This is a genomic window from Acinetobacter sp. 1542444, assembly GCF_000581835.1.
Lineage (GTDB): Bacteria > Pseudomonadota > Gammaproteobacteria > Pseudomonadales > Moraxellaceae > Acinetobacter > Acinetobacter pittii.
Window position 1 is genome coordinate 567,013 of the sequence record NZ_JEYA01000003.1, and the last position, 24,111, is coordinate 591,123.

The following is a 24,111-nucleotide window of genomic DNA, read 5'->3' on the forward strand; positions in this document are numbered from 1 at the left end:
TAAACAAAATTTGCTACACTCAACCTGAATGATTTGGTTTTGAAGAAATATGAAAAAAAATATTTTGTTTGATGGGCTGCGTTCAGTCGCCCGCATTGGTGAAACAGCAGTGGTTGCGGCCAAAGCTGGAATTAAATACGCAACTGAAAAACCAAGTAATGCCAAACTCATGCGAGAGACTTTTGAGTCACTTGGTTCAACTTATATTAAGCTTGGTCAGTTTATTGCGAGTACGCCATCGCTTTTCCCACGTGAATATGTAGAAGAATTTCAAGGTTGTTTAGACCAGACACCAACACTACCATTTAGTTATATTCAAGGTGTGCTTGCATCTGAATTTGAAGGGCGCGATTTAAGCCAGATTTTTAGCTATATCGATGAAAAGCCATTAGCTTCTGCGTCAATTGCTCAGGTTCATGCAGCTAAGCTGACCACAGGTGAAGATGTCGTTATCAAAGTACAAAAGCCTGGTGTTGAAACCATTTTATATACAGACTTAAGTGTAGTACATTGGGCTGCCAAGCTGCTCGAACGTGCTGTACCAAAGATCAAATTCGCAGCTCTTTCTGAAATTGTAGATGAAATTAAAAACCGTATGGTCCGTGAAGTCGATTTCATTGAAGAAGCACAAAACCTAGATGATTTTGTGGAATATCTTAATATTTCACAAAATAAAGCAGCGACAGCGCCTAAAGTTTATCATCAGTTTTCTACACGTCGTGTCTTAACTATGCAACGTCTATATGGTGTGTCTTTGACAGACTTTAGTGTTGTAAAACAATATGCTAAAGATCCTTCGCAAGTACTGATTACTGCCATGAATACATGGTTCGGTAGTCTTATGCTGTGTAAGAGTTTTCATGCTGACTTACATGCTGGGAACCTAATGTTGCTTGAAGATGGGCGTATTGGTTTTATTGATTTTGGTATCGTCGGCCAGTTAAAACCTGAAGTTTGGACAGCATGTATTGCATTTATGGATGCCTTACAAAAAACTGATTATCAGGCAATGGCTGAAAATATGCTGAAAATGGGTATGACCCATAACAAAATTGACGTTCAGGTGTTGGCTCAAGATCTAGAACGTTTGTTTAATGGCGTATTAATGGCCGATCCGCAACAGATCTTGTCTTCAAATCCAGCCGATTTAAATGACATCATGATGGATATGGTAGGTGTAGGCGAACGCCACGGGATTAAATTCCCACGTGATTTTGCTTTATTATTTAAGCAAATGCTTTATTTCGATCGTTTTATGCGCGTACTCGCACCATATACTGATATTTATGCAGACCAGCGTTTGAAAATGGTTCAAAATATGGAACCTGCTTCGTTATTAAAGCACTAAGGTCAGTTTAAATTTATGGATGCCATTATTATTGAAGGCTTGAAAGTTGAGACAGTCATTGGCTGTTTCAACTGGGAAAGACAAATCATTCAACCTTTAATGTTGGATTTAACCATCCATAATGATTTGAGCCGAGCAGCAGAGTCTGACAAGCTTGAGGACACTCTCAACTATGCGCAGATTTGTGAGTTATCGGCTCAAGCCATTCAACAAGCTGAACCTGAATTAATCGAGCATGCAGCAAATTTGGTTTTACAATGTTTGTTTGAAACCTTTCCATCAATTGAAAAAATTACCATAACCATCCGTAAGCCAGCCATCATTGCAGAAGCAAATGCTGTAGGAATTCGTCTTGAACGCACCAGAAACAATTTTTGCGCTCGCCCTAGCGAGTAATTTAGACGCAGATCAGCACTTTACTTTTGCTTATACGCAATTGGCAACATTGGGGAAAGTGCAGTTTTCATCTGTTTATCAAATTCCATGCCGAGATGGTATTGGAGATGATTATTGGAATTCGGCATGTCTATTAAAAAGCACTTTATCGTGTGACCAAATTGAATCTTTTCTAAAGAAACTTGAGTCAGAGTCGGGGCGTGTTCGTCCGTCGCATCATATTTCTTTAGATGTAGATTTGATTGCATGGGGAAGTGATCTGGACCATATGCAATTTAATTCTAAAAAGCTACCTTTGGCACTCGATGTAAAAATTCCTTTATATGAACTTTGGCATTGTGAAACCTTAAAGGCTGATAGCATGATTTATCCAGTCGTTAATTTTAAAGTTTAATACCCTTCAAACTAAATTTTACGCAAACTTTACGCGGGCTTTGACTTCCTCAATAGAGAATTTACGGGCATTTTATCGATACTGAAATTCACTAAATTAGTGTTATTTCAGGACAATAAAGATGCTTATAAATTCTCAAATGCGCATCTTGCATCAGTCTGGCATTGTCTTATGCGGACTTAAAACAAATGATATTTCTCCATCTCTCCTTATTTCCAGTTTGGCAAATCAAGCCAAGGGGTATAGAGGAGAATAGCTATGTTAGAACTTATACTTGTTTTATTTATTGCTATTTTTCTAGCATGGTGCCTCAGTAAATATCTATCCAAAGTGATGGCAAATCAGCCGATGTGGGGTGATGGATTATTTCGTTGGATTGAAAATCCTGTATACCGCTTGTTAGGTGTATCTCCACAACAACAAATGAACTGGAAACAATATTCTTTAGCATTTGTTGTGAGCTGTATTTTTCTTGCTGTGGCTATTCTTGCTATTTTTATGACGCAAGCATGGCTACCATTAAACCCAAATCATGCACCAAATATGAGTTGGGATTTAGCGCTACACACTGTTATTTCATTTTTAACAAACACCAACCAACAGCATTATTCTGGTCAGGCTCAGTTATCTTATTTGTCGCAAATGACAGGTATTGTAGGTTTGCAAGTCATTACTCCAATGATGGGGCTGGCTTTGGTTGTTGCGACATTAAGAGCTTTCTTTTATCAGCATCCAAGCCATATTACGGCCGATGTTGCTGAGCAGCCAGATCAAATTTTAATTGGTAACTATTGGGCAGATGTAATTCGCCCTACAGTCCGATTCTTACTTCCACTCTGTTTTGTCTGGTCATTGTTGCTTAACAGCCAAGGCGTGCCAGCAACTTTCCAAGGTGGGCCAGAAGTACAACTTATTGATAAAGCCAATACAGTACAAACCCCAAAAATTCCTTTAGGGCCAGTTGCGCCAATGGTAGCGATCAAGCAATTGGGTAGTAATGGTGGCGGTTGGTATGGTCCAAATAGTTCTGTGCCTTTAGAAAACCCAACACCATTTTCTAATTTACTAGAAATGATTGCGATCTTACTTATTCCAATCACAGTCATTTTTATGGTCGGGCATTTTACTCAGCGTAAAAAGTTTGCTTACTTTGTCTTTGGTAGCATGCTTTTCATGTCGATTATTTCAGGTGCAGCGGCTGTCTGGTCTGAAAGTATGTCATCGACAGCACCTCAATTTGCCGTAATGGAAGGTAAAGAACAACGTTTTGGACCAGCAGCATCAGCAGTTTGGGCAGCGCTTACTACACAGGTAAATAACGGCTCGGTCAATATGATGCATGATTCTTCTGCGCCGCTTACTGGTTTAGTCGAACTCATCAACATGTTGATTAATGCGATTTGGGGTGGTGTGGGCTGTGGTCTGCAACAGTTTATGATTTATCTATTACTTGCCGTATTTATTGCAGGTTTAATGACAGGCCGTACCCCTGAATTGTTCGGGAGCAAGATTGAAGCAGCAGAAATTAAATTGCTCGCGATTATTATCTTGATTCAACCTTTAGTCATTCTTGCATTCACCGCATTAAGCCTCAGCGTTCCAGGCATATCTGGAATTAGTAATCCGGGACCACATGGTATTAGCCAAGTGTTCTACGAATATGTTTCTGCATTTGCAAACAATGGTTCAGGTTTCGAAGGTCTTGGAGACAACACTGTATGGTGGAATGTTACTTGTAGTATTGCTCTACTGTTAGGACGTTTCCCGACATTAATTTTGCCATTAATGATTGCGACACGTTTAGCAGCAAAAAGAAAAGCACCCGAAACAGCAGGTAGTCTTCAGGTTGAAACTCCAACCTTTGCTTTAACGCTGATTACGATTGTTGTGTTGCTTACCTTATTACAATTTATGCCAGTTCTTGTCCTTGGGCCTATTGCCGATCAACTTTTGTTGGTTAAAGGCTAAGGAGGCGAGTGAAAATGAATACACAAACTCATGTAAATAGTCATAAAAAAACCATGGCAGTGCCAAATTTTGAAGTTTGGAAAAATGCATTTGTGAAACTGCTACCGCAGCATGCAATTAAAAACCCTGTGATGGCAATTGTATGGCTTGGAACAGTGGTTACAGGTATTAGTACAGTCTTGGGTTACACCACGCTGCTATTTGGTTTAGTGGTTACAGCAATTCTGTTTATTACCATTTTATTTGCTAACTATGCCGAAGCTGTTGCAGAGGCTAGAGGCCGTGGGCAGGCATCTTCATTACGTGCGGCAAGAGAAAATTTAACGGCTCGAAAGCTTAACTCATTAACAGACCGTCAAGCGACTCAAGTTGCAGCGACCGAACTTCATTTAAATGATTTTATTGAAGTACATGCAGGTGAACTTGTTCCAGCCGACGGTGAGATTGTAGAAGGCTTTGCGACCATTAATGAATCAGCTGTTACAGGTGAGTCTGCACCTGTGCTACGTGAAGCTGGAACAGACCGTTCAGGTGTTATTGGCGGAACCAAAGTTCTTACAGATCGTATTGTTGTGCAAGTGACTGCTGAATCTGGTCAAAGTTTCTTAGACCGTATGATTGCTTTGGTCGAAGGTTCAAATCGCCAGAAAACTCCGAATGAGATCGCACTTGGCTTTTTGTTAATGGTAATGACAATCACGTTTTTAATTGTCGTGATTAGCTTGCCATTTATTGCCAAGTATTTGCATATTGAACTTGATCCAGTCGTGCTCGTGGCGTTATTGGTCTGCTTGATTCCTACAACCATTGGTGGCTTGTTACCTGCGATTGGTATTGCGGGGATGAACCGTGCACTCAAGGCCAATGTTTTGGCGAAATCGGGGAAAGCTGTCGAAGTTGCGGGTGACATTGATGTGCTTTTACTCGATAAAACAGGAACCATTACTTATGGTGACCGTCAAGCGACATCTTTTTATCCTTTAACTTCGGTAACCGAGTCTGAGTTGAGAGCTGCTGCTTGGGTAAGTTCACTTGCCGACCCAACACCAGAAGGGAAATCGATTGTTAAGTTAGCAAAAGAGCAAGGGCTAAAACAGCAAGAACCTGAGCAAGCCGAATTTATCTCTTTTAGTGCTTCTACCCGAATTTCTGGTGTGAATTTACCGAATGGTGACCAAATTCGTAAAGGTGCATTAGATGCGATCTTGAAATTTGTAGATGAGGATTATTCTCAAGATTTAGAATTAAAAGCGCGTGTTGAACAAGTTGCCAAAAAAGGAGCAACACCTTTAGTGGTCGCTAATCAACATCATGTGTTGGGTGTGATTGAACTCTCAGATGTGATTAAACACGGTATTAAAGAACGTTTTGCTCGTTTAAGAGAAATGGGTATTAAAACTGTCATGGTTACAGGTGATAACCCATTAACTGCGGCCGCGATTGCTGCTGAAGCTGGTGTAGATGATTATATTGCCGAAGCAAAACCAGAAGACAAATTAGCTTGTATTCGCACCGAACAACAACAAGGTCGTTTAGTTGCAATGGTCGGTGACGGAACCAACGATGCACCAGCATTAGCTCAAGCCGATATTGGCTTAGCCATGAATTCAGGTACACAAGCTGCAAAAGAAGCTGGCAATATGGTCGATTTAGACTCAGACCCAACCAAACTACTTGCTGTGGTCGAGATTGGGAAACAGCAGCTGATTACCCGTGGCGCTTTAACAACATTTTCGTTGGCAAACGACGTCTCTAAATACTTTGCCATTTTGCCTGCATTGTTCGCTGCTGCGATTCCACAAATGCAAGTATTGAATGTAATGCATTTAGCAAGTCCAAACAGCGCGATTTTATCTGCATTAATTTTTAACGCGATTATTATCCCGCTATTAATTCCAATCGCACTCCGAGGCGTCAAATTTAAACCTTCAACGGCAACTCAGTTATTACGTCGAAATATGTTGATTTATGGAGTAGGCGGTGTGGTTCTGCCATTCATTGCCATTAAAGCTATTGATGTAGTGATTGTTCAATTATTTGGTTTGTAATCTGGAGTTTGAAATGAAAACTTATGTACAAAATTCAGAAGCAAATTTGGGTCAGACCTTAAGAGCATCTTTGGGATTATTAATTTTTACCTTAGTTGGCTGTGGCGCTGCTTATAGTGCTATTGCTACAGGTGCGGGACAGATGTTATTTAACAATCAAGCGAATGGTAGTTTGATTGAAATAGATCATAAAGTTTTAGGGTCAAAATTAGTTGCTCAGCCATTTGTTGGAGTGGCTTATTTTCATCCACGCCCTTCAGCAGTCGCTTATGACCCGATGGCGATGGCAGGTACAAACTTAGCGCGTACTAATCCTGAACTACAGCAACAAATTGATGCTCAGATTCTTGCGGTGAAAAAACAAGATCACACGGGCAATACACCTATACCAAGTGATTTGGTGACTAAATCTGGTAGTGGTATTGATCCGCATATTAGTCCTGAATCTGCTCAGTTACAGGTTGCTCGAGTGGCTCAAGCTCGTCATTTAGACCCTAAGATTGTGGAAGAGCTTTTGCAAAAGTATGTTGAACCGAAGCAGTTTGGTGTATTGGGGCAAGCTCGTGTTAATGTATTACAGCTCAATATTGCTTTAGATCAATTACAATCTACACATTAACTTAAAAATAAAGTTGTTAGTTTACCGGATGATATCAAGTGCAAAGCAATCGCGAAAATCAGGCTGAGGCTTTATTAAATCATGTCAACAGATATCAAGCCGGTCGACTAACGGTCTTTCTCGGTGCGGCACCAGGTGTAGGAAAAACCTATGCCATGCTCGCCCGCGCCAAAGAATTATTTCAACAGGGCACAGATGTTGTTGTTGGTATTGTTGAAACCCATGGAAGAATCGAAACTCTAAAAATTTTGGAAGGGTTGCCTCAGATTACTAGAAAAGAAATGCAATATCAGGGGCATACTTTAGAAGAAATGGACTTGGATGCTATTTTACTTAGGCATCCGCAAATCGTTTTAGTTGATGAATTGGCTCATCGCAACGTCCCAAATAGTCGTCATGAACGACGGTGGCAAGATGTTAATGAGTTGCTAGATGCTGGTATTGATGTATTCACCACTATAAATATTCAACATTTAGAAAGCCTAAATGATGTGGTGTACCAGATTACGGGAATTCGAGTAAATGAAACGGTACCAGATCGGGTATTTGACCGTATTCGAGACATCCGCTTAATTGATTTACCCGTCAGTGAGCTTATTGAAAGGCTCCACCAAGGAAAAGTCTATGTGCCAGAGCAAGCAAATCTGGCATTACAAGGCTTTTTTAGCATTTCAAATTTAACAGCATTACGTGAACTCGCAATGCAATGCGTTGCTGAGCATGTCGATTCAGACTTAAAAGAGAGTTATGCCTCGAAGGGCTTGAAATCTATATCGTTGCAAAATGAATTGATGATTGCGATAGATGGGCAAGGCTCTTCTGAATATTTAGTGCGAGCAGGCTGCCGCTTAGCTGAACGCTATGGGGCTACGTGGACTGTGGTGAATGTGGCTAAAAGTTTGGACTTTGGACAGAGTTCAGGAAATTCATATAAAAAAGAATATATTGAAATCGATCGTGCATTTGAGCTGGCTCGACAACTCGGTGGTCGAACTGAAGTTTTATATGGGCCGCGAGTTGCGTCAGTGTTAATGGATGCCGCCGTTGATCGAGGTATTTCCAATCTTGTCATTGGTAAAAGTATTTCACCGTGGTGGTTAAAGTTATTTAAGAAAAATTTAGCTCAGCAATTATTAAATCAAGAAAACTCGATTGCTTTAACCATTTTGCACCCAGAACAGGGCACTAAAAAGATTAATCAGCTCAAAAAGCCTTCATTTTTATCATTAAAAGAAAGCATTTTTGTTTTAGCTGTGACGTGCGGTAGCATTTTTCTAGCTCACTTTGCCGAAGTTCTATTTGGTATTGAAGACTTCTCTGTCATTTTTATTATTTCTGTTTTAATTGTTGCAACTAAGACCCGAATGTTAGCTGCTGTAGTGGCAGCCTTAATATGTTTCTTGGCCTATAATTTTTTCTTTATTGCCCCGCGTTATACCTTTCAGATTTCAGCACACCAAGGGGTAGTCACCGTTGTTGCTTTTTTTGCAGCAGCTTTAATTGCTGGCCGTTTAGCTTCTCAGTTACGCCAGCAAGTTTTATCTTTAAAAGCTGCGAATGCTTACACTACGGTAATGCAAGACTTGGCGCGTAAGCTTTCTAGTGCAGTAAACCTTGAAGAAGTCATGCAAACAGGACGTATGACTTTAGAAACACAACTTCAAACTAAAGTGTGGATTTCTATTCGAGATAAGGTAATTTCATCTGATATTGAGCTAAATGATAAAGAAAAAGTAGCCGCAGAATGGTGTTTGAAACACAAGCAGCCATGTGGGCGTTTTACCGATACTCTGAGTCAGTCAAACTGGTGGTTTTTACCTCTTTTAGAACAAAAAAATAGCCTAGGTATTGTGGGAATTTACTTTAAGGATGAAGTGGTTTCCTTAAATTTTGAGCAAAAGAAATTGACTGAAAGTGTAATTGAATACATTGCACAAGCAGTACTTCGAACCCAATTGGTGAATGAACTTGAACAAGCAAAAGTCACCAGTGAAACAGAGCGTTTGCGTTCTGCTTTATTATCTTCGGTATCGCATGATTTACGCTCGCCACTTGCTTCTATCATTGGGGCAGCAGACACACTTGCCCATTTTAAAGCTGAAATGCCAGAACAAGACCAACAAGATCTGCTTGAAACAATTCATTTAGAAGGTGAGCGCTTAGACCGTTATATTCAAAACTTGCTTGATATGACCCGTTTGGGGCACGAGGGTCTAACTTTAAAAAGAGACTGGATTGGCGTAGATGAATTAATTGGTTCGGCAACCCGCCGTTTAAAGCGTTATAAACCAGATACGCAAGTATCAGTCCAGTTACCTGAGCAGCCAATTAGTTTATATGTTCACCCAGCACTGGTAGAGCAAGCTATTTTTAATGTTTTAGAAAATGCTGCAAACTTTTCACCTCCAGATGAGCCAGTTATGATTCGTACTCATCTTGTGTCAGAAGATGAGGTGAAAATAGAAATTGAAGATAAAGGTGCAGGAATCCCTGAAGACGAAAGACATCGCATTTTCGATATGTTTTATACTATGGAGCGTGGAGACCGTGGAAAGTTTGGTACTGGTTTAGGGCTAACAATTGTAAAAGCGATTATTGGTGCTCATATGGGTACAATAGAAGCATTTTCAGGGCGCCAAAATAAAGGTACTTTAATTCAAATCAAATTACCCATTCATCCAGTAAAAGAATAAGTTGTAAATTCATGATAAGTTCAGAAACATCACCTGTAGAAACACGTATTGTGATTATCGATGATGAGCCTCAAATCCGTAAATTTTTAGACATTGCTTTAAGAACTCAAAAATACAAAACCATCCTCTGCGAAACGGGTTACAAAGGCCTAGAGGCTTTGGCAACCCAAGGGGCTGATTTAGTTATTTTGGACTTAGGCTTACCCGATTTAGATGGAAAAGAAGTGCTGCAAGAATTACGTAGCTGGTCGAATGTTCCCGTTATTGTGTTATCTGTACGCGCCGATGAATACGAAAAAGTTGCTTTGCTAGATGCTGGCGCAAATGACTACATGACCAAGCCTTTTAGTGTGCAAGAGCTTTTGGCGCGCATACGTGTCATTCTAAGAAATCAACCGATTCAGCAAGAAGCTCATGTGTATGACGATGGTTATCTCAAGGTTGATGTCATGCAACGTTTAGTTTGGATCGAGCAACAACCAATTACTTTAACTCGAAAAGAGTTTCAACTTTTGACACTATTAATGCGCTATCAAGGGCAGCTTTTAACACAACCACAGCTCTTAAAAGAACTATGGGGGCCAACTCATCAGGAAGATACTCACTATTTACGTATTTTAGTGGGCAAGTTACGTAGTAAGTTGGGAGATAACGCGATTCAGCCACGCTATATTGCTACTGAACCAGGTGTTGGGTTACGTTTTTTAGCTAAACAGAAAAATCACTAATTAGATATAAAAAAACCTTAGGGTATTTCTCCCTAAGGGTTTGCAAAGTGGTTTATAGTTTTTTTGCTTTTTTTATTTATATATCCCAATGTTGTTCTGCTTCAGTCATTTGATTATAAATGTTTTGATATTCAGCCTGTTTAACCGTGTACCAATGTTCTACAAAGTCTGCCCCTAAATACCCTTTTAAAATAAGACTTCCTTTAAATATTTTTAAGGCTTCTGGCTGATTGTTGGCTAACAAAATGTGCTCGTCTGGAAATTTTAAAAGATGTGCAGGTTTTGGTAGCGGTAATTTATGAGATAAGCCATAAGACGCGCCCGCTAAAATAGTCGCTGTAACTAGATAGGGGTTACAGTCAGCTCCAGCAACACGATATTCTAAGCGTTGATTTTGTATATCTGAGCATGGAATTCGTATTGCGACATTACGATTGTTGGTATCCCAATTGGCTTCTAATGGCACGTGATGGCCAATTTTAAAACGTCTATAAGAATTAATATTAGGCGCTAAAATCGCCATAGATGCAGGCATTAACTCAATTAGGCCACTAATCGCGCTGAGTAATTTGGTAGAAAGCACATCTTTTTCTATTTCTGAGCTAAATATATTTTCATGGTATTGATTAAGCATACTCATATGAAAATGCATACCACTACCAGCTTTTGCCAAGTTCGGTTTCGCCATGAAACAAGCAGTTAAGTCATGTTTTCTTGCGACTTGCTTTACAATTCTTTTTAAAGCATTAATTTGATCGCAGAGTTTTAAAATGTCATGGCTGTGTTGAAGATTTAATTCGTATTGTCCAGGGGATGATTCCGCAACAATAGCGGTAATTTCAATAGATTGAAGTAGGGCTGCTTTCTCAACTTCATCTAGGACTTGCTGATAGTTATTCGGTGCATCTATATCGAAACATTGGTTTTCTATGCAGGTTTCAGACTGATGCTGAGGTGAGAAAAGGTAAAACTCTAGCTCGGCAGCCATGACAGGGAAATAATTATTAGCATTTAACTGATTTAATAATTTTTTTAATATATTGCGTGGTTCATAGCGACAGTCTGAACCATCTTCTTCTTGCATTGATAGGTAAAGCTGAGCATTTAATTCTGGGGATAAGGCACTTGGTTGCAAGCTGCCTAAAATGGGCAGGCAAAGTCTATCTGGTTCACCAATATATTTTCCCAAGCCTGTTTCTTCAATCACTTTTCCATCAAGGCTCATGGCATAAACAGAAAGAGGAAAATAACATCCATTAGATAGATTTTTCAGACTCTTAACATCAATACGTTTGCCACGAATATGCCCGTTTAAGTCATGTAGACAAATATCAATGTGCTGAGTGTGAGGATATAAACTTAAATATTCATCAACTTCTTTTAAAAAAAGATCTGATTGAAAAGTACCAGATTGTTTCGGAGGAATAAAATTATCTGATATTTTAAATGCCTTAAAGTGAGGATCTTTTAAGTTTAAATTTGGGTAAATAAGTGTACTCATTATAAAAAACCTTGGTGGTTATTTAGCTAAAATCCTAACGTAGCCTTTGAAGGAAATCGCGTAAAAAAAGAGTAAAGATGGTTGAACAATATTTTATGAGAAATTTGATTTTTTATATTTATAATCAATATGTTGAGTCTCATTTTTATAATCAATTTGTAAAGTAAAATTAGCGTATAAGAGCAGTCAGCGCATTATAAAATTCTACTGATTTCTCTTTTTAAAATTAAACAAAGCTAAAAATTTAAGCTTCTCATTTGGTGAGATGGTCAAACTGCTTTAAACTTAAATGCTTATCCAGTTAAACATTTATTTATAAATCTTGAATTGAGCAAGGCTTATATAGCACATGTACTGGAATTTTATTTTTTGCGTTTTTTAATTTTATTTTTGAGTTTCCTTAATATGAAAAATATCGGTTTAGCCATTTTAGCAATCAGCCTTTCAGGTTGTGCTGCAATGAGCGTAGAAGAATGTAAGACTGCGAATTGGTCATTAGTGGGTGAGAAGGATGGTTCAAAGGGATCTTCGCCACGTTTAGATCAATATTATAAAGCGTGTGGAAAAGCCAATATTGTTCCAGATCAAAAATCATATGAACGTGGGTATAAAGAGGGCTTAGGGTATTATTGCCAGCCATCAAATATTTTTTATAACGCTTTAGAGGGTAATGGCAATATTAATGTATGCCCAATCGAGCAGCGTAATCGTTTAAGACCTTATTATCGAGCAGCTTCCGATTACTACAATGCAAAAAATGAATATGACCGTTATGATGAAAAGTTTAAGCAATATTCTGATAGTGCTTATAACGAAAAATTAAAGCCAGAAGAGCGCGAACGCTATCGTAAACTTTTAAGAGAATTACAAATTGATCGTGACCGTATTAACAGAAACTATTGGAACTCAATTCGAGATATCGAACGTTTCAAATATGATCACGGCTTAAAATAATATTTTAAACAGGATTGATCTGAATGAGATCAATCCTTTGGTTTTTAAAGATAATAACTCGTTTTTGTCATTAACTTTGAAATAGCAGTCATCGTAATTTTTACTGCATATGGTAATTCAACACCGCCTGCTTCAAGTGCAGTATGACGGTGATGCAATTCATCTTCATTCATTTGCTCTAAAATTTTACGAGAGCGTTCATCTTGAGCAGGTAATTGGTTTAAGTGATCTTGTAAATGCAGACTAACCTGACGTTCAGTTTCAGCAACAAAACCTAAGCTATATTTATCACCTGCAATACCGGCAAGGGCACCCATGCCATATGACAACCCGTACCAGATTGGGTTTAACAAACTTGTATGACTGTTTAATTCTTTTAAACGATCTTCACACCAAGCTAAATGATCTTGTTCTTCAATCGCTGCTTGTTGCATTTCTTGGCGTACATTTGGCAATTTCGCCGTTAAGGCTTGCCCATGGTACAGTGCTTGAGCACATACTTCACCACTGTGGTTAACACGCATTAAACCTGCGACATGGCGAGCATCTTCTACACCAAGTTTTGTTTCTACTGTTTCAGCTGGATTTTGACGCTGTGCTGCTGTTGCACCCGGAACAAGACTACGCAATGCCTGATCAAATGAGTTAATAAGTTGATCAATTCCAGTATAGTGGCGCATAAATTAGTCCTCTAAAGAAAGGTGGGCTGTGGCAAGCATTGGTTTTAGTCTAGCGAGAAGCCAGATACTAAAGATTGCACTAAGTACAGCTGTAATAATAAATAGTATTTTAATATCAATTTTTAAAACACTTAAGATTAAGATTGAAAAAATTGCAGAAGAAACCATAAAAACGGCATTTAAGATGTTATTTGCTGCAACAACACGTGCACGATGTGAACGTGGTGAATAAGCCTGCATCATGGCATATAGGGGAACAATATAGAAACCGCCACTAATACCCAATAAAGTCACAGCAATCATGACATGGTAGTAAACCCAGCCTTGGGTAAAAATATCTTTTAAGGTAAGTAATGCTCCTGTTCTTTCTGGTACAAAAGCTAAACTGGCAGCAAGGTAGAGCGCAAAAACAGTAAGGCCAACTGCACCAATCGGCACCATTTTAATATTAATTTCTGAACCACCAATTTTACGGCAAAGAAGAGAACCCACACCAATACCGACTGAAAAGAAAGTCAGTAACAGGCTAACGACATTTTCTGATGCATGAAGGTTTTGCTGGGTAAGCTGCGGAATTTGAGTTAAATAAGTCGCGCCATAAAACCAGTACCATGAGTTGCCTAGCAAAATTGTGAATACTAGCGGTAAGCTTTTGGCATATTTAATGGTTTGAAAGCTTGTACGGATAAAATTCCAGTCAATCTTTAAGTCAGGTGCAGCAACTTTTTGCGGCAAAATGAAGCGACTAAATAAATAGCCTATGCAAGCAATAGCCACTACGGTGATACTAATCCACAATAAATTACCATCTGATGAGGCAATTACGGCACCACCTAAGATCATCCCGAACAAGATCGCCATGGATGTGCCGGATTGAAATAGCGCATTACCGGACATTAACTCGTTCGGTTTTAAGATTTCAGGCAAAATTGCGTATTTAATCGGGCCGAAGAACGTCGAATGTGTACCCATCAAAAATAAAGCAAAAAGAAGTAGCCATAAGTTTCCTAACAGGAAACCCGCAGTACCGATGAGCATAATGATGATTTCTAAAATTTTAATACCACGGACGAGTTGAGATCGTTCGTATTTGTCGGCGATTTGTCCAGCTGTGGCTGAAAAAAAGAAATATGGCAGAATAAACAAGAGGGCTGCCAAATTATTAAGAGTACTTACGGGAGCAGATTGTTGCTGAATCCATCCATAAGTAATCACCAATAATAAAGCTTGCTTAAAAACGTTATCATTTAATGCGCCAAAAAACTGGGTAAAAAACATCGGTACAAACCGACGTGAGGTCATCAGGTGCTCATCTTGTTTCATCATGTGCAAACTTCATTGTGTTTTATAAAAAAATGTGACCGAGTGTTAATTTGCATCGAAAACCATGTATGATATTTTTAACGCTTGATTAAATGAAAAATCAATGGTTTTGAGTGAGTTTTACACTCACATTGGTGCGTTTTATTAAAAAATAAGTCTAGAGTTTTCTATGCCTTCTAAAATTAAGTTTAAACAGTCAACTCTCTCACATTCTATGCATTTAATTTTAAAAATGCAGGGCATTCCTAAACTTATTTGTAGCAGCTTGTTGTTAAGCGTTTGCGTAACGCCAAGTTTTGCTCAAACTTCTGTTGAGAATAGTTCATCAACAACTTTAAACCAGACAGTATCTGATGAGTCAACTGAACAATCAGCTCAGGTTAACGAGCAATATACTGCTCCAGTTACAGATATCGCTACACTTGTAACCCAAGCTCAGCAGCAACAAGATAGCTTGGCTATATTGCAACAACAAGAACAATTTCCAAATCAAATTGATGAATTTAAGCCAATTACTCTTGATAATCTTGAAGATTTACCCGATATGCCTGTTGATCAAAACATGGCAAATGAAATTTATAGGGTAGCGGAAGAAGCGAAGAATGAAGCACAGAACTTTCAAAATGGGACTCAGAAACTCCCTGAAGTTACTGTAAGCGATGCAACTCAATCTGAATTAAATCAAATTAATCAGGCACCTGTAAATATTGATCAGCTTATGCAAGAGATTAAGTCTGATAGTAAGATTGTAGTGGAAGCCAATGAGACTGGAAAAACACTACCTGAATTGACACCAGAGGCCGAAGAACCACCTGAGCAAGCTGGTTTCTTTAAACGTATTTTAAATAAAGTACGTCCGCCGCGTGCAATTCCGATGGAACAAGTACCGCGTATTAGCGCAGAGGTAGAAGGCGCTTCAGATGTGTTAGCTAAAAATATTAAAGGTAAGCTTTCAACATTTACTCAAGAATCTTTTGAAGACTTTAATGCTGCTTTACCTCAGCTTAGAACATTAAGTAATCAGGCTGCTCAAGCTGTTGGTTACTATAATGCTGAGTTCCGATTTGAAAAATTAAGTCCGAGTCGTGTTCGTGTCAGAGTGACACCAAATGAACCAGTACGAATTAATGAGCAAAATATTGAGTTTACAGGTCCAGGCGAAAAGCAGCCGCAATTTCAGGTTATTCGCTTAGTTCCTGATCAAGATGTGGGTGATATCTTTAATCACGGTTTATATGAAACCACTAAAACCCGTATTGTCGACGCAGCATCTGATAACGGTTATTTTGATGCTTATTGGCGATTGCATGATGTAAAAGTAAGTCAGCCAGAAAATAAGGCCGATATTAATTTACGCTACGAGACAGGTGAGCGTTATAAATTAGATAAGGTCGAGTTTCGTATGAGCGATCCTTCGAAACCTTTGCCATTAAATCAAAATATCTTAGAAAGTATGGCGCCTTGGAAAGAAGGTGATGACTATGCTTTCTGGCGTGTAAATGTGCTCGCGAATAACCTAACCAACTCGCGTTATTTTAATTACACATTGGTTGATAGCATTAAGCCAGATCCAATTGAAAAGCCACTTGAATTACCACCAGATTTACAAGCTTTGGTCGATGAGCAAAATATTGATGTTGATGAGTCTAATTTACTTTCACCAGAACAACGACAACTTGCGAAAGCACGTCAATTAGCGACATCCAATAAAGAAGTTACGCAGAACGTAGTCGATGAAAAACAGTTTGCCGGAACACAAAATGCGAAACAGGCAGAGCCTCAAACTGCGATGTTGCAAAGTGCCGCAGCTCAGCATGATGAACAGGAAACTGAACAGGATCGTTTACAAGCTCAAGCACGTGAAACAAAAAGAATTCCAGTTATTGTGACTTTAAATGCTGACAAGCTAAATAGTTTAGAAACTGGTATTGGTTATGGAACCGATACGGGGGCGCGTTTACGTAGTCAATATCGCCGTTCTATCGTAAATAAATATGGTCATTCTTTTGATGCCAACTTAGAAGTCTCTGAAATTCGTCAATCGATTGATGGTCGATATAGTATTCCCTATAAACATCCGTTAAATGACTATTTTAATATCGTTGGCGGTTATGAGCGTGAAACACGGGATGATATCGGTCCGGATGTAAGCCTATTAACCGAATCTGCTGTTGTGGGCGGGGAGCGCGTAATCAAACGTCCATTAGGAAATTGGCAACACACTATTGGTGTTCGTTATCGTTTAGACCGTTTGACCCAAAAAGGTAATGTTGATATTTCTGAATTACCAGATGCTTTTAAAACAGCTGCGTCTGAGCAAGAAGCATTATTGTTTAGTTATGAAACATCTAAAACTTCAAGTAATACACGTTTAAACCCAACAAAAGCTTTTAAACAAACTTATAAATTAGAATTAGGCAGCGAGAGTTTACTGTCTGATGCCAATATGGCAATTGCGAGTGCAGGCTGGAGATTTATTTATTCTCTAGGTAAAAATGATGATCACCAATTTGTTGGAAGATCTGACCTTAGTTATATTTTTACAGATGACTTTGACAAAGTTCCATACAATCTTAGATTCTTTACGGGTGGTGACCAAACGATTCGTGGATTTGACTATAAAAGTCTTTCTCCAGAAGTAGATGGATATAAAATTGGGGGCCAAGCTTTAGCTGTAGGTTCTTTAGAATATAACTATCAGTTCAAAGATGGATGGCGAGCAGCTGTTTTCTCTGACTTTGGTAATGCTTACGATAAAGATTTCAGTAATCCAGCAGCTTATAGCGTTGGTGTCGGAATTCGCTGGAAGTCTCCAATCGGCCCAATCCGTTTAGATGTCGCTTCGGGTATTTCAGATGAGAACCATCCGATTCGTTTACATTTCTTTATAGGCCCACAACTTTAAAAATAAAATTTTATTAGGTTTATTTTATGGCGGAAGTAGAACAGCAGCCCACTTCGGCACCAAGCTCTCCTAAGAAGAAGCGTCGCATTTTGCGTAGCTTCTTGCTGACGATATTGATCATATTATTATTATTGGCTTCTTCGTTAGTCATCATGATGTCAACGGACCGCGGAAGCCGTTTTTTATTAGATCGAGTTTTAGAAGCTCAGAAAATAATTAAATATGAATATGAAGGCGGCAACTTATTGCGAGGCATTATTCTCAAAAATGTGTTGGTGCAATTAAAAGACGTTGATGTTTCATTAGATCGAGCTGATGTAGGCTTAGGGTGGCGCTCTTTATTATTAGAAAAAGAAGTGCATTTAAGCCATGCAGATGTACGCAACTTACGTATTATTAATAAAACTCCGCCTTCTGGTAAACCGTTTGAATTTAAACCAATCAAATTGCCATTCGTTTTACGTATAGATGAAGGTGATGTTGATCATTTAGAAATTAAGTTAGCAACCTCAGATGTAAGTTTTCATGATGTCCATTTGCAGGATGCACTTTGGTCAGAGACCAAACTGGAATTTGAAAAATCTAGTATGGATATGGGCTATCTTTCAGTCCATAACGCAACAGGTAAAATGGATTTCAGTGGTAAATATCCATTAGATGCCACAGCAGATTTAAGAATCCCATCTTTAAAAAGTCTAAATATTCAAAATATTAAAGTGGCTGCTCGGGGAAGTTTAGATACTATAAAAGCTGGGGTTGCAACAACCACTCCCGATCTATTAACAGGTTGGGTAATATTGCATCCTGTTCGCGATGAAGTTCCAATGCAAGGTGAACTATTATTAAAAAACTATCACTTACCTTTATTACAAGAACAAAAACTTTTTGCAAAAAATGGTGTGATCAAGTTTCAAGGTGATATTAAACAGCTTAATTTGGCACTTGATACAGATTTAAAGGGTGAGAATTTACCTGAAGGTCAGTACAACGCTTTAATGAATACTGATTTAGTTCATCAGCTTAATATTACCGATTTCAATGGCCAAGTTATGAAAGGTGCCGTTAATCTTAAAGGTCTGGTGAATTGGAAAGATCATGTGACTTGGGACATCAAAGGTCGTTTAGATCGCATTAATCCTAAAGACAAAGCGATTCCTCAGGTGGTTCAAGACTTTTTACCGCCAAGTTTAGATGCTGCTATTGCTTCAACTGGTTCTTTGGAAAAAGGCACAGAAGTATTTGCTAACGTTGATTTTGACCGTTATGAGTCTTGGAAACTCAAGCTTAATCAGGCGCCTGAAAAAAATAATAAACCTCAACCAATGCTCATGAATGTGGCGTGGGCGAATATAGACCGTGCAATGCCTTATATTGGATGGTTAAGTAGTGATAATGGTCAAGTCGATTTAACATTACGTGACGGTCAACAAGATATTAAGGTTGCTACAAAAGTATATCAGCATGAAAAAACTTTATTGCCAGCAGGACAATATCTAGCCAACCTGAATGTTAAAGATAATATCTTAAATGTTCCTAATTTTAGTTTTGCTGCTGAAAAAGGTAGCTTAACAGGTCAGGCTAAAGTTTTATTACCTACTGAAAAACGACAGCTGGCTTGGAATGCTTTATTAAATGCAAAAGATTTTAATCCGCAAAGTATTCATGCAGCAGCGCCGGTCAATCTATTAAACGGTTCGATTAAGGCAAATGGTTTCGCTAAACCAAACCAGCAAATTATTCAGTTTGAGAAAATTGATTTAACTGGTCGATTGGCTCAAGCAGGTCAAGAAACTGTAAGTTTAGGTGGAAAAAGTACAGCAGCATTATTATTTCATGATGTTAAAGCTGGTGGCGGCTTTAAAGGCTTTGCGGTTAATTATGACGGGTCTTTAAAAGCCTTAAAACAGGCAAATGGTTTGTTGAAGTTTTCTATAGCGGGCACGCCAGATTTTATTCGAATTAGCCAGTTACAACATGATGGGGTAGCTGGAAAAATCTATGCTACTGGTTCTGTCAATTTAAAAGACCGCATTGCATGGGATATTAATAGTTCATTAGTACGCTTTAAGCCTCAATATTTTGCCTCAACTGTTAAAGGTGAAATTTCAGGAAACCTGAAAACTCAAGGGGTTTGGTCTGATCACTTGAAGCGAATTAATATTCAACAATTGAATCTTGCAGGCTTTTTAAATAATAAACCTGTTCGGGGTAAGGGTAATCTATCTCTATTGATGGATTCCAATCAAAATGGCTTTTTACCTCAGCAATTTGAAGCGAATAACTTATTTTTAGTGTATGGACAGAACCAGCTACAAGCTACTGGCAATGCACAAAATCTAAAAATTAAGTTGAATGCACCAGCACTCTACGAGTTATATCCCGGGCTGCGTGGTCGAGCTTATGGTGATTTGAATGTTCAATCACAACCACGTTTAAAAGCAACAGCGAATATTGCCGTAGATAATTTTGCTTTTAATACACTTGTAAGTGTGAAGAGATTGAGTATTCAGGGTGAGCTTCCAACATCGGAAACAACACCGACTCAATTAACCGCAAAATTAAATAATCTGCGTAGCGGAAATAGAGAAATCCAGTCTGCTGAAGTGAATTTGACAGGAACAAGAAAAGCACATTTATTGAAAGTACTTGGCAATAATAGTGTTTCCAAGTTCTATGTTCAGTTGGCAGGTGGATTTAATCAAAAGAATGATTGGTTAGGTCAAATCCAGAAAGGAAGTTTTGATTCACGACGAATTCGTCTGGCACAAAATCAAAATGCTCCAGTAATTTTTTCTTCAGCGAAATCTGAGCTATATGTGGGCCAACATTGCTGGCAAAGTACCAATAGTCAGCTCTGTTTTGATCAGCCTGTAAGAGTGAGTAAAGCACGAGGGAATATTTCCTTTGTAACTCAGAACATGGACTTAAGTGATTTCGCGGCATTTATGCCAGAAGGCTTAGCGATGACTGGACAATTAAATGGTTACGCTAAGGCATCGTGGGTAAATGGTGGTAATCCAAAACTTGATGCACGTTTAATTACGCGTAAAGGTGAAATCGGTTTAGCTGCTGAAGATCCGCAAGACCCCGCAACGACTTTGGCTTATGATGAGTTAGGAGTGATTGCAAAAAGTGTATCAGAGGGGCTGCTATTCCGTATTGATGTTAAAACACCAGATATTGGTACGGGTTATGCGAATGTTATTATCAACCCATTCCAGTCTTCAATGCCAATGCATGGTGAAGTGGCCTTTAATGATGTTCAATTAAAAGTCTTGAAACCATTTATTCAAGATGTTCGCTCAATGAGTGGGACGTTAGCCTTGGCTGGTAAAGTCAACGGTACATTAACTCAACCTCAATTTACTGGTGAAATGCGCCTGAAGAATGGTGCGATCAGCATGATTTCTCTGCCAGTAAATCTAACTAATGTGCAGGTATATTCATCAATTCGTCAGGATATGGCAACAATTGATGGAGCGTTTAATAGTGGGCAAGGTGTAGGCTTGCTTAAAGGTAGTTTTGAGTGGAAAGATGCGCCGCGCCTTCAATTAAATCTGAAAGGTGATAATTTACTGGTACGTCAAGCGCCATTAATTACAGCAATTGCCAACCCGAATCTGACACTTGATATGTATCCTTTTGATAAGCGTTTAAGCTTAAAAGGATCTGTAGATGTTCCTCGTGCACGTATTTCAATGCCAGAAACAACTGCTCCAATCATTAATACGTCATCAGATGTTCGCATCGTGCGCCAAGGTCAAGACCCACTTGCAATTTTACGGGCTGCTAAACCTTGGGATATTCGAGCTGACATTTCTGTTAATATAGGAAAACAAGTTATCTTCCAAGGCTTTAACAGTAATATTCCATTAGTTGGTCGTCTAAACTTAAGCCAACGTGGCTATGAGACTGCAATGAGAGCTAACGGAGCGATTGGTGTCAGCCAAAAAGTGAAAATCGAAGCCTATGGACAAAGTCTAGACTTGAACCGAGCAATTGCCCGTTTTAACGGACCATTGGCTAACCCGACTTTAGATATCGATGCGAATAAAAATGTTCAGGGAAGTATGGTTGGCGTACGTGTTACAGGTACTGCGACATCACCAAACATTCAGGTCTATAACGATGCCGGACTATCTGAGCAAGAAGCATTGAACGCGCTCGTTACGGGTCGTATTAATGAAGGTTCAAGTGGTTTAAGTAATGCAGAAGGATTTAAGTCCGATGTAAATAACACCATTGCTGCTGCGGGTATTAGTATGGGCTTGGGTGGTACACGTGCTTTAACTAACCAGATTGGACGTACGTTTGGTTTGAGCGGTTTAGCTTTAGATGCACAAGGTACAGGTGATGATACGCAAGTGAGTTTAACGGGTTATATCACACCAGATCTGTTTATTCGCTATGGTGTTGGGGTGTTTACTCCTGTAAACAAACTCACTTTACGTTATCAAATGAATCGACGTTTATATTTAGAAGCAAGTCAATCTCTAGAAAGAGCAATCGATCTTTTCTACAACTGGCGCTTTTAGTTAGTTGAAACCAATAATGAATGAATTAAGAGCTCACTATTGTGGGCTTTTAATTTAATAACGCTTTCATAACATTTAAAAAAGTTTAGTATTTATGATTTAAAGTATCGCTTCTCTTAAGAGTAAGGAAGCCTTGGATAGGTATTGATTAAAGAAAATTCACTTGAAAATTGCTGTTTTATAAATTAGTTTTCAGAAACATTAAATGAAATTAGATTGATATACCTTGTTGATAAATGCAAATAAGGTGGGTTTTTTCAAGGATATAGTAGTGAATATAAATACTTATGTTGAAATTAAAAATGGCAAGGAAAATGATATCAACGTTAAATATCGTGGCCTAATTCAAAAATTAACAGCAACATTGTCATTGACGCTTTTGTCATTTGGATGGTGCTCCACCGTAAATGCTGCACAACAACAAATTGCTTTAGTAGGAACATGGACATCAATTCCTAATGCACCGCTTGCGCAAAAACCAAAACAAGCTAGTGAAGGTTTGTACCAGCTTCAAGTGAATAAAGATGGAACTTTAACTCCTGTTAAAGTGTTGAAAATGAAAAGTCCTTCTTGGGTTGTGAAATCGAAAGATGGCCGTTTTGCATATACTACTAATGAAGAAAATGAAGGTGCGGTGACCGCATTGTCTATTCAAAACGGAAAGGTGGAAGTGTTGAACACAGTGGATAGCCATGGTGGACATCCAACACATGCAACAATCAGTTTAGATGGTAAGTACCTGTTTGTATCGAACTATTCTGCATTCGATAAAGGCCGTGGTGGGGTAGCTGTTTTGCCAATTTTGCCAAACGGTCATTTGGGCGAAAAAGTACAAAATATTGTTTTTGAGGAAGGTTCTGGCCACGTCAAAGGCCGCCAAGAAAGTGGACATGCTCATTCCACAACTTTTAGCCCAGATGGTAAGTATTTATATGCTAGCGATCTTGGAAATGACAAAGTCTATGCATTTCGTTATAACCCGAACAAGGCTCAGCCACTCGAAGCGGACACCAACCGCGATGTAACTTTTACGCATGGTTCTGGCCCGCGTCATATGGTCTTTTCACCAAATGGCAAACATGCGTATGTTACCGCAGAAATGCGAAGTGAAATTGTGACATTTAACGTGCAAGATGGTCATTTGAAAAAAGTGGCTGAGCTAAAACTAATTCACGAGGACAAAACACCTGAATTTAAGAGTGCGAGTGGAATTATCCTTAGTCCAAATGGTAAATATGTGATTGCTGCCAATCGAGGTGCAGACAACAAACTTTTAGTATTTAAAATCCAACAGAATGGATTGCTAGCTAAGCCAGTTGTTTATAAAGCGAATGGTATTGAACCACGTGCTTTCTCATTTGATGCATTTGGTAAATATCTATATGTAACAAATGTTTATAGTAACAATATTAGTTTATTCCGTTTTGATGCAAAAAATGGCACCTTAAAACCAGCTGGTGATGCAGCAAAAATATCAACACCTACGGATATTAAATTCTTTAATTAATCCAAAACATGAAACTGACCTTTCTAGTACTTAATACAAAAGACCGAGATTTTGTTATCTCGGTTTTTTATAGCAGTTTTGGCAAAAACGATGATTTTCCGTATGATATGGGCAGCAATAATTAGTGTAGTGAAATGATGAAAAAGATTTTATTGATTGCAATGAGTTTGCTCTTTGTTGGTTGTTCGGAAAAGAAACCATTAACACCAGAAGAGCAGTGGCATGGCTTTTGTACTAGCGTAGGAAATGCTGCAAGAAGTATTGTTTTTGATCGTCAGCAAGCAATTGAAAAAACTCAGGCAGTTGAGCATGCAAATAAGATTGAAGATGAGATAACTAAAAAATTCATTCTTAATGTTATTGAAAAAGTTTATGCAATTCCAAAAGAAGAACTGACAAAAGATCCTCAAGCAATCCAAGAAAAAGTTAGAAAGCAAATGATGGATGAATGTTTGGTAACCCCTCATGACAAAATGCCAAAATATAAATCATTCTAATTGTGGATGAGGTTA

General features: G+C 38.7%; 16 protein-coding genes. 13 read left to right on the forward strand and 3 right to left on the reverse strand.

What is annotated here, in order from left to right:
* Positions 1-49 precede the first annotated feature (49 nt).
* The 8 genes from J580_RS14780 to J580_RS14815 all read left to right on the forward strand — a co-directional run bounded on the left by J580_RS14780 (position 50) and on the right by J580_RS14815 (position 10,194).
* Positions 50-1,348 (forward strand): ABC1 kinase family protein, encoded by a 1,299-nt coding sequence (locus J580_RS14780; RefSeq protein ID WP_032004721.1) that lies wholly within the window; start codon positions 50-52, stop codon positions 1,346-1,348.
* Positions 1,349-1,363: 15 nt separating this feature from the next.
* The gene (gene folB, locus J580_RS14785; RefSeq protein WP_032004722.1) at positions 1,364-1,744 is read left to right on the forward strand and encodes a dihydroneopterin aldolase; all 381 of its coding nucleotides are present in this window, start codon (positions 1,364-1,366) and stop codon (positions 1,742-1,744) included.
* Complete coding sequence (locus J580_RS14790; protein ID WP_032004724.1) at positions 1,701-2,138, forward strand: 2-amino-4-hydroxy-6-hydroxymethyldihydropteridine diphosphokinase; 438 nt, start codon at positions 1,701-1,703, stop codon at positions 2,136-2,138. Before folB ends, J580_RS14790 begins: the two co-directional genes overlap by 44 nt.
* A 258-nt stretch (positions 2,139-2,396) precedes the next feature.
* A complete protein-coding gene (gene kdpA, locus J580_RS14795) occupies positions 2,397-4,106 on the forward strand; it encodes a potassium-transporting ATPase subunit KdpA (protein WP_032004726.1) in 1,710 nt (569 codons plus the stop codon).
* Between the two features lie 8 nt (positions 4,107-4,114).
* Entirely contained in the window at positions 4,115-6,154 is a 2,040-nt protein-coding gene (kdpB, locus tag J580_RS14800; protein ID WP_081403658.1) for a potassium-transporting ATPase subunit KdpB, read from the forward strand.
* A gap of 13 nt (positions 6,155-6,167) precedes the next feature.
* Complete coding sequence (kdpC, locus tag J580_RS14805) at positions 6,168-6,773, forward strand: potassium-transporting ATPase subunit KdpC (protein ID WP_032004729.1); 606 nt, start codon at positions 6,168-6,170, stop codon at positions 6,771-6,773.
* Positions 6,774-6,811: 38 nt separating this feature from the next.
* Positions 6,812-9,466 carry a sensor histidine kinase gene (locus J580_RS14810; protein WP_032004730.1) on the forward strand — a complete coding sequence of 885 codons (2,655 nt, stop codon included), beginning with the start codon at positions 6,812-6,814 and terminating at the stop codon, positions 9,464-9,466.
* An 11-nt stretch (positions 9,467-9,477) separates the two neighbouring features.
* Positions 9,478-10,194 carry a response regulator gene (locus J580_RS14815; protein WP_017398504.1) on the forward strand — a complete coding sequence of 239 codons (717 nt, stop codon included), beginning with the start codon at positions 9,478-9,480 and terminating at the stop codon, positions 10,192-10,194.
* Positions 10,195-10,270: 76 nt separating this feature from the next.
* Here J580_RS14815 and J580_RS14820 read toward each other — a convergent pair whose 3' ends face one another.
* Positions 10,271-11,695, reverse strand: coding sequence for a glutamine synthetase family protein (locus J580_RS14820; RefSeq protein WP_032004731.1), 1,425 nt, complete (start codon positions 11,693-11,695; stop codon positions 10,271-10,273).
* A gap of 405 nt (positions 11,696-12,100) precedes the next feature.
* Here J580_RS14820 and J580_RS14825 point away from each other — a divergent pair, with 405 nt between their 5' ends.
* Positions 12,101-12,649, forward strand: coding sequence for a DUF2799 domain-containing protein (locus J580_RS14825; protein ID WP_005073618.1), 549 nt, complete (start codon positions 12,101-12,103; stop codon positions 12,647-12,649).
* Positions 12,650-12,693: 44 nt separating this feature from the next.
* On the opposite strand, the gene coq7 is transcribed toward J580_RS14825, so the two are convergent.
* The gene (gene coq7, locus J580_RS14830) at positions 12,694-13,329 is read right to left on the reverse strand and encodes a 2-polyprenyl-3-methyl-6-methoxy-1,4-benzoquinone monooxygenase (RefSeq protein WP_002119684.1); all 636 of its coding nucleotides are present in this window, start codon (positions 13,327-13,329) and stop codon (positions 12,694-12,696) included.
* Between the two features lie 3 nt (positions 13,330-13,332).
* Positions 13,333-14,655, reverse strand: coding sequence for an MFS transporter (locus tag J580_RS14835; RefSeq protein ID WP_081403659.1), 1,323 nt, complete (start codon positions 14,653-14,655; stop codon positions 13,333-13,335).
* A 166-nt stretch (positions 14,656-14,821) separates the two neighbouring features.
* Here J580_RS14835 and J580_RS14840 point away from each other — a divergent pair, with 166 nt between their 5' ends.
* The 4 genes from J580_RS14840 to J580_RS14855 all read left to right on the forward strand — a co-directional run bounded on the left by J580_RS14840 (position 14,822) and on the right by J580_RS14855 (position 24,096).
* Positions 14,822-17,557, forward strand: coding sequence for an autotransporter assembly complex protein TamA (locus J580_RS14840; RefSeq protein WP_032004734.1), 2,736 nt, complete (start codon positions 14,822-14,824; stop codon positions 17,555-17,557).
* Between the two features lie 26 nt (positions 17,558-17,583).
* Positions 17,584-22,092 (forward strand): translocation/assembly module TamB domain-containing protein, encoded by a 4,509-nt coding sequence (locus tag J580_RS14845; RefSeq protein ID WP_032004735.1) that lies wholly within the window; start codon positions 17,584-17,586, stop codon positions 22,090-22,092.
* Between the two features lie 271 nt (positions 22,093-22,363).
* Positions 22,364-23,599 carry a lactonase family protein gene (locus J580_RS14850; RefSeq protein WP_032004736.1) on the forward strand — a complete coding sequence of 412 codons (1,236 nt, stop codon included), beginning with the start codon at positions 22,364-22,366 and terminating at the stop codon, positions 23,597-23,599.
* Positions 23,600-23,733: 134 nt separating this feature from the next.
* Positions 23,734-24,096: a hypothetical protein gene (locus tag J580_RS14855; RefSeq protein WP_078221083.1), complete on the forward strand. Its 363-nt coding sequence runs from the start codon at positions 23,734-23,736 to the stop codon at positions 24,094-24,096.
* Positions 24,097-24,111 lie beyond the last annotated feature (15 nt).

Coding starts and splice junctions, on each gene's coding strand:
- kdpC (WP_032004729.1), top strand. CDS start 6,168: ATGAAAACTTATGTACAAAATTCAGAAGCAAATTTGGGTCAGACCTTA.
- kdpA (WP_032004726.1), top strand. CDS start 2,397: ATGTTAGAACTTATACTTGTTTTATTTATTGCTATTTTTCTAGCATGG.
- J580_RS14840 (WP_032004734.1), top strand. CDS start 14,822: ATGCCTTCTAAAATTAAGTTTAAACAGTCAACTCTCTCACATTCTATG.
- J580_RS14780 (WP_032004721.1), top strand. CDS start 50: ATGAAAAAAAATATTTTGTTTGATGGGCTGCGTTCAGTCGCCCGCATT.
- J580_RS14845 (WP_032004735.1), top strand. CDS start 17,584: ATGGCGGAAGTAGAACAGCAGCCCACTTCGGCACCAAGCTCTCCTAAG.
- J580_RS14825 (WP_005073618.1), top strand. CDS start 12,101: ATGAAAAATATCGGTTTAGCCATTTTAGCAATCAGCCTTTCAGGTTGT.
- J580_RS14835 (WP_081403659.1), bottom strand. CDS start 14,655: ATGATGAAACAAGATGAGCACCTGATGACCTCACGTCGGTTTGTACCG.
- folB (WP_032004722.1), top strand. CDS start 1,364: ATGGATGCCATTATTATTGAAGGCTTGAAAGTTGAGACAGTCATTGGC.
- J580_RS14855 (WP_078221083.1), top strand. CDS start 23,734: ATGATGAAAAAGATTTTATTGATTGCAATGAGTTTGCTCTTTGTTGGT.
- J580_RS14820 (WP_032004731.1), bottom strand. CDS start 11,695: ATGAGTACACTTATTTACCCAAATTTAAACTTAAAAGATCCTCACTTT.
- J580_RS14815 (WP_017398504.1), top strand. CDS start 9,478: ATGATAAGTTCAGAAACATCACCTGTAGAAACACGTATTGTGATTATC.
- coq7 (WP_002119684.1), bottom strand. CDS start 13,329: ATGCGCCACTATACTGGAATTGATCAACTTATTAACTCATTTGATCAG.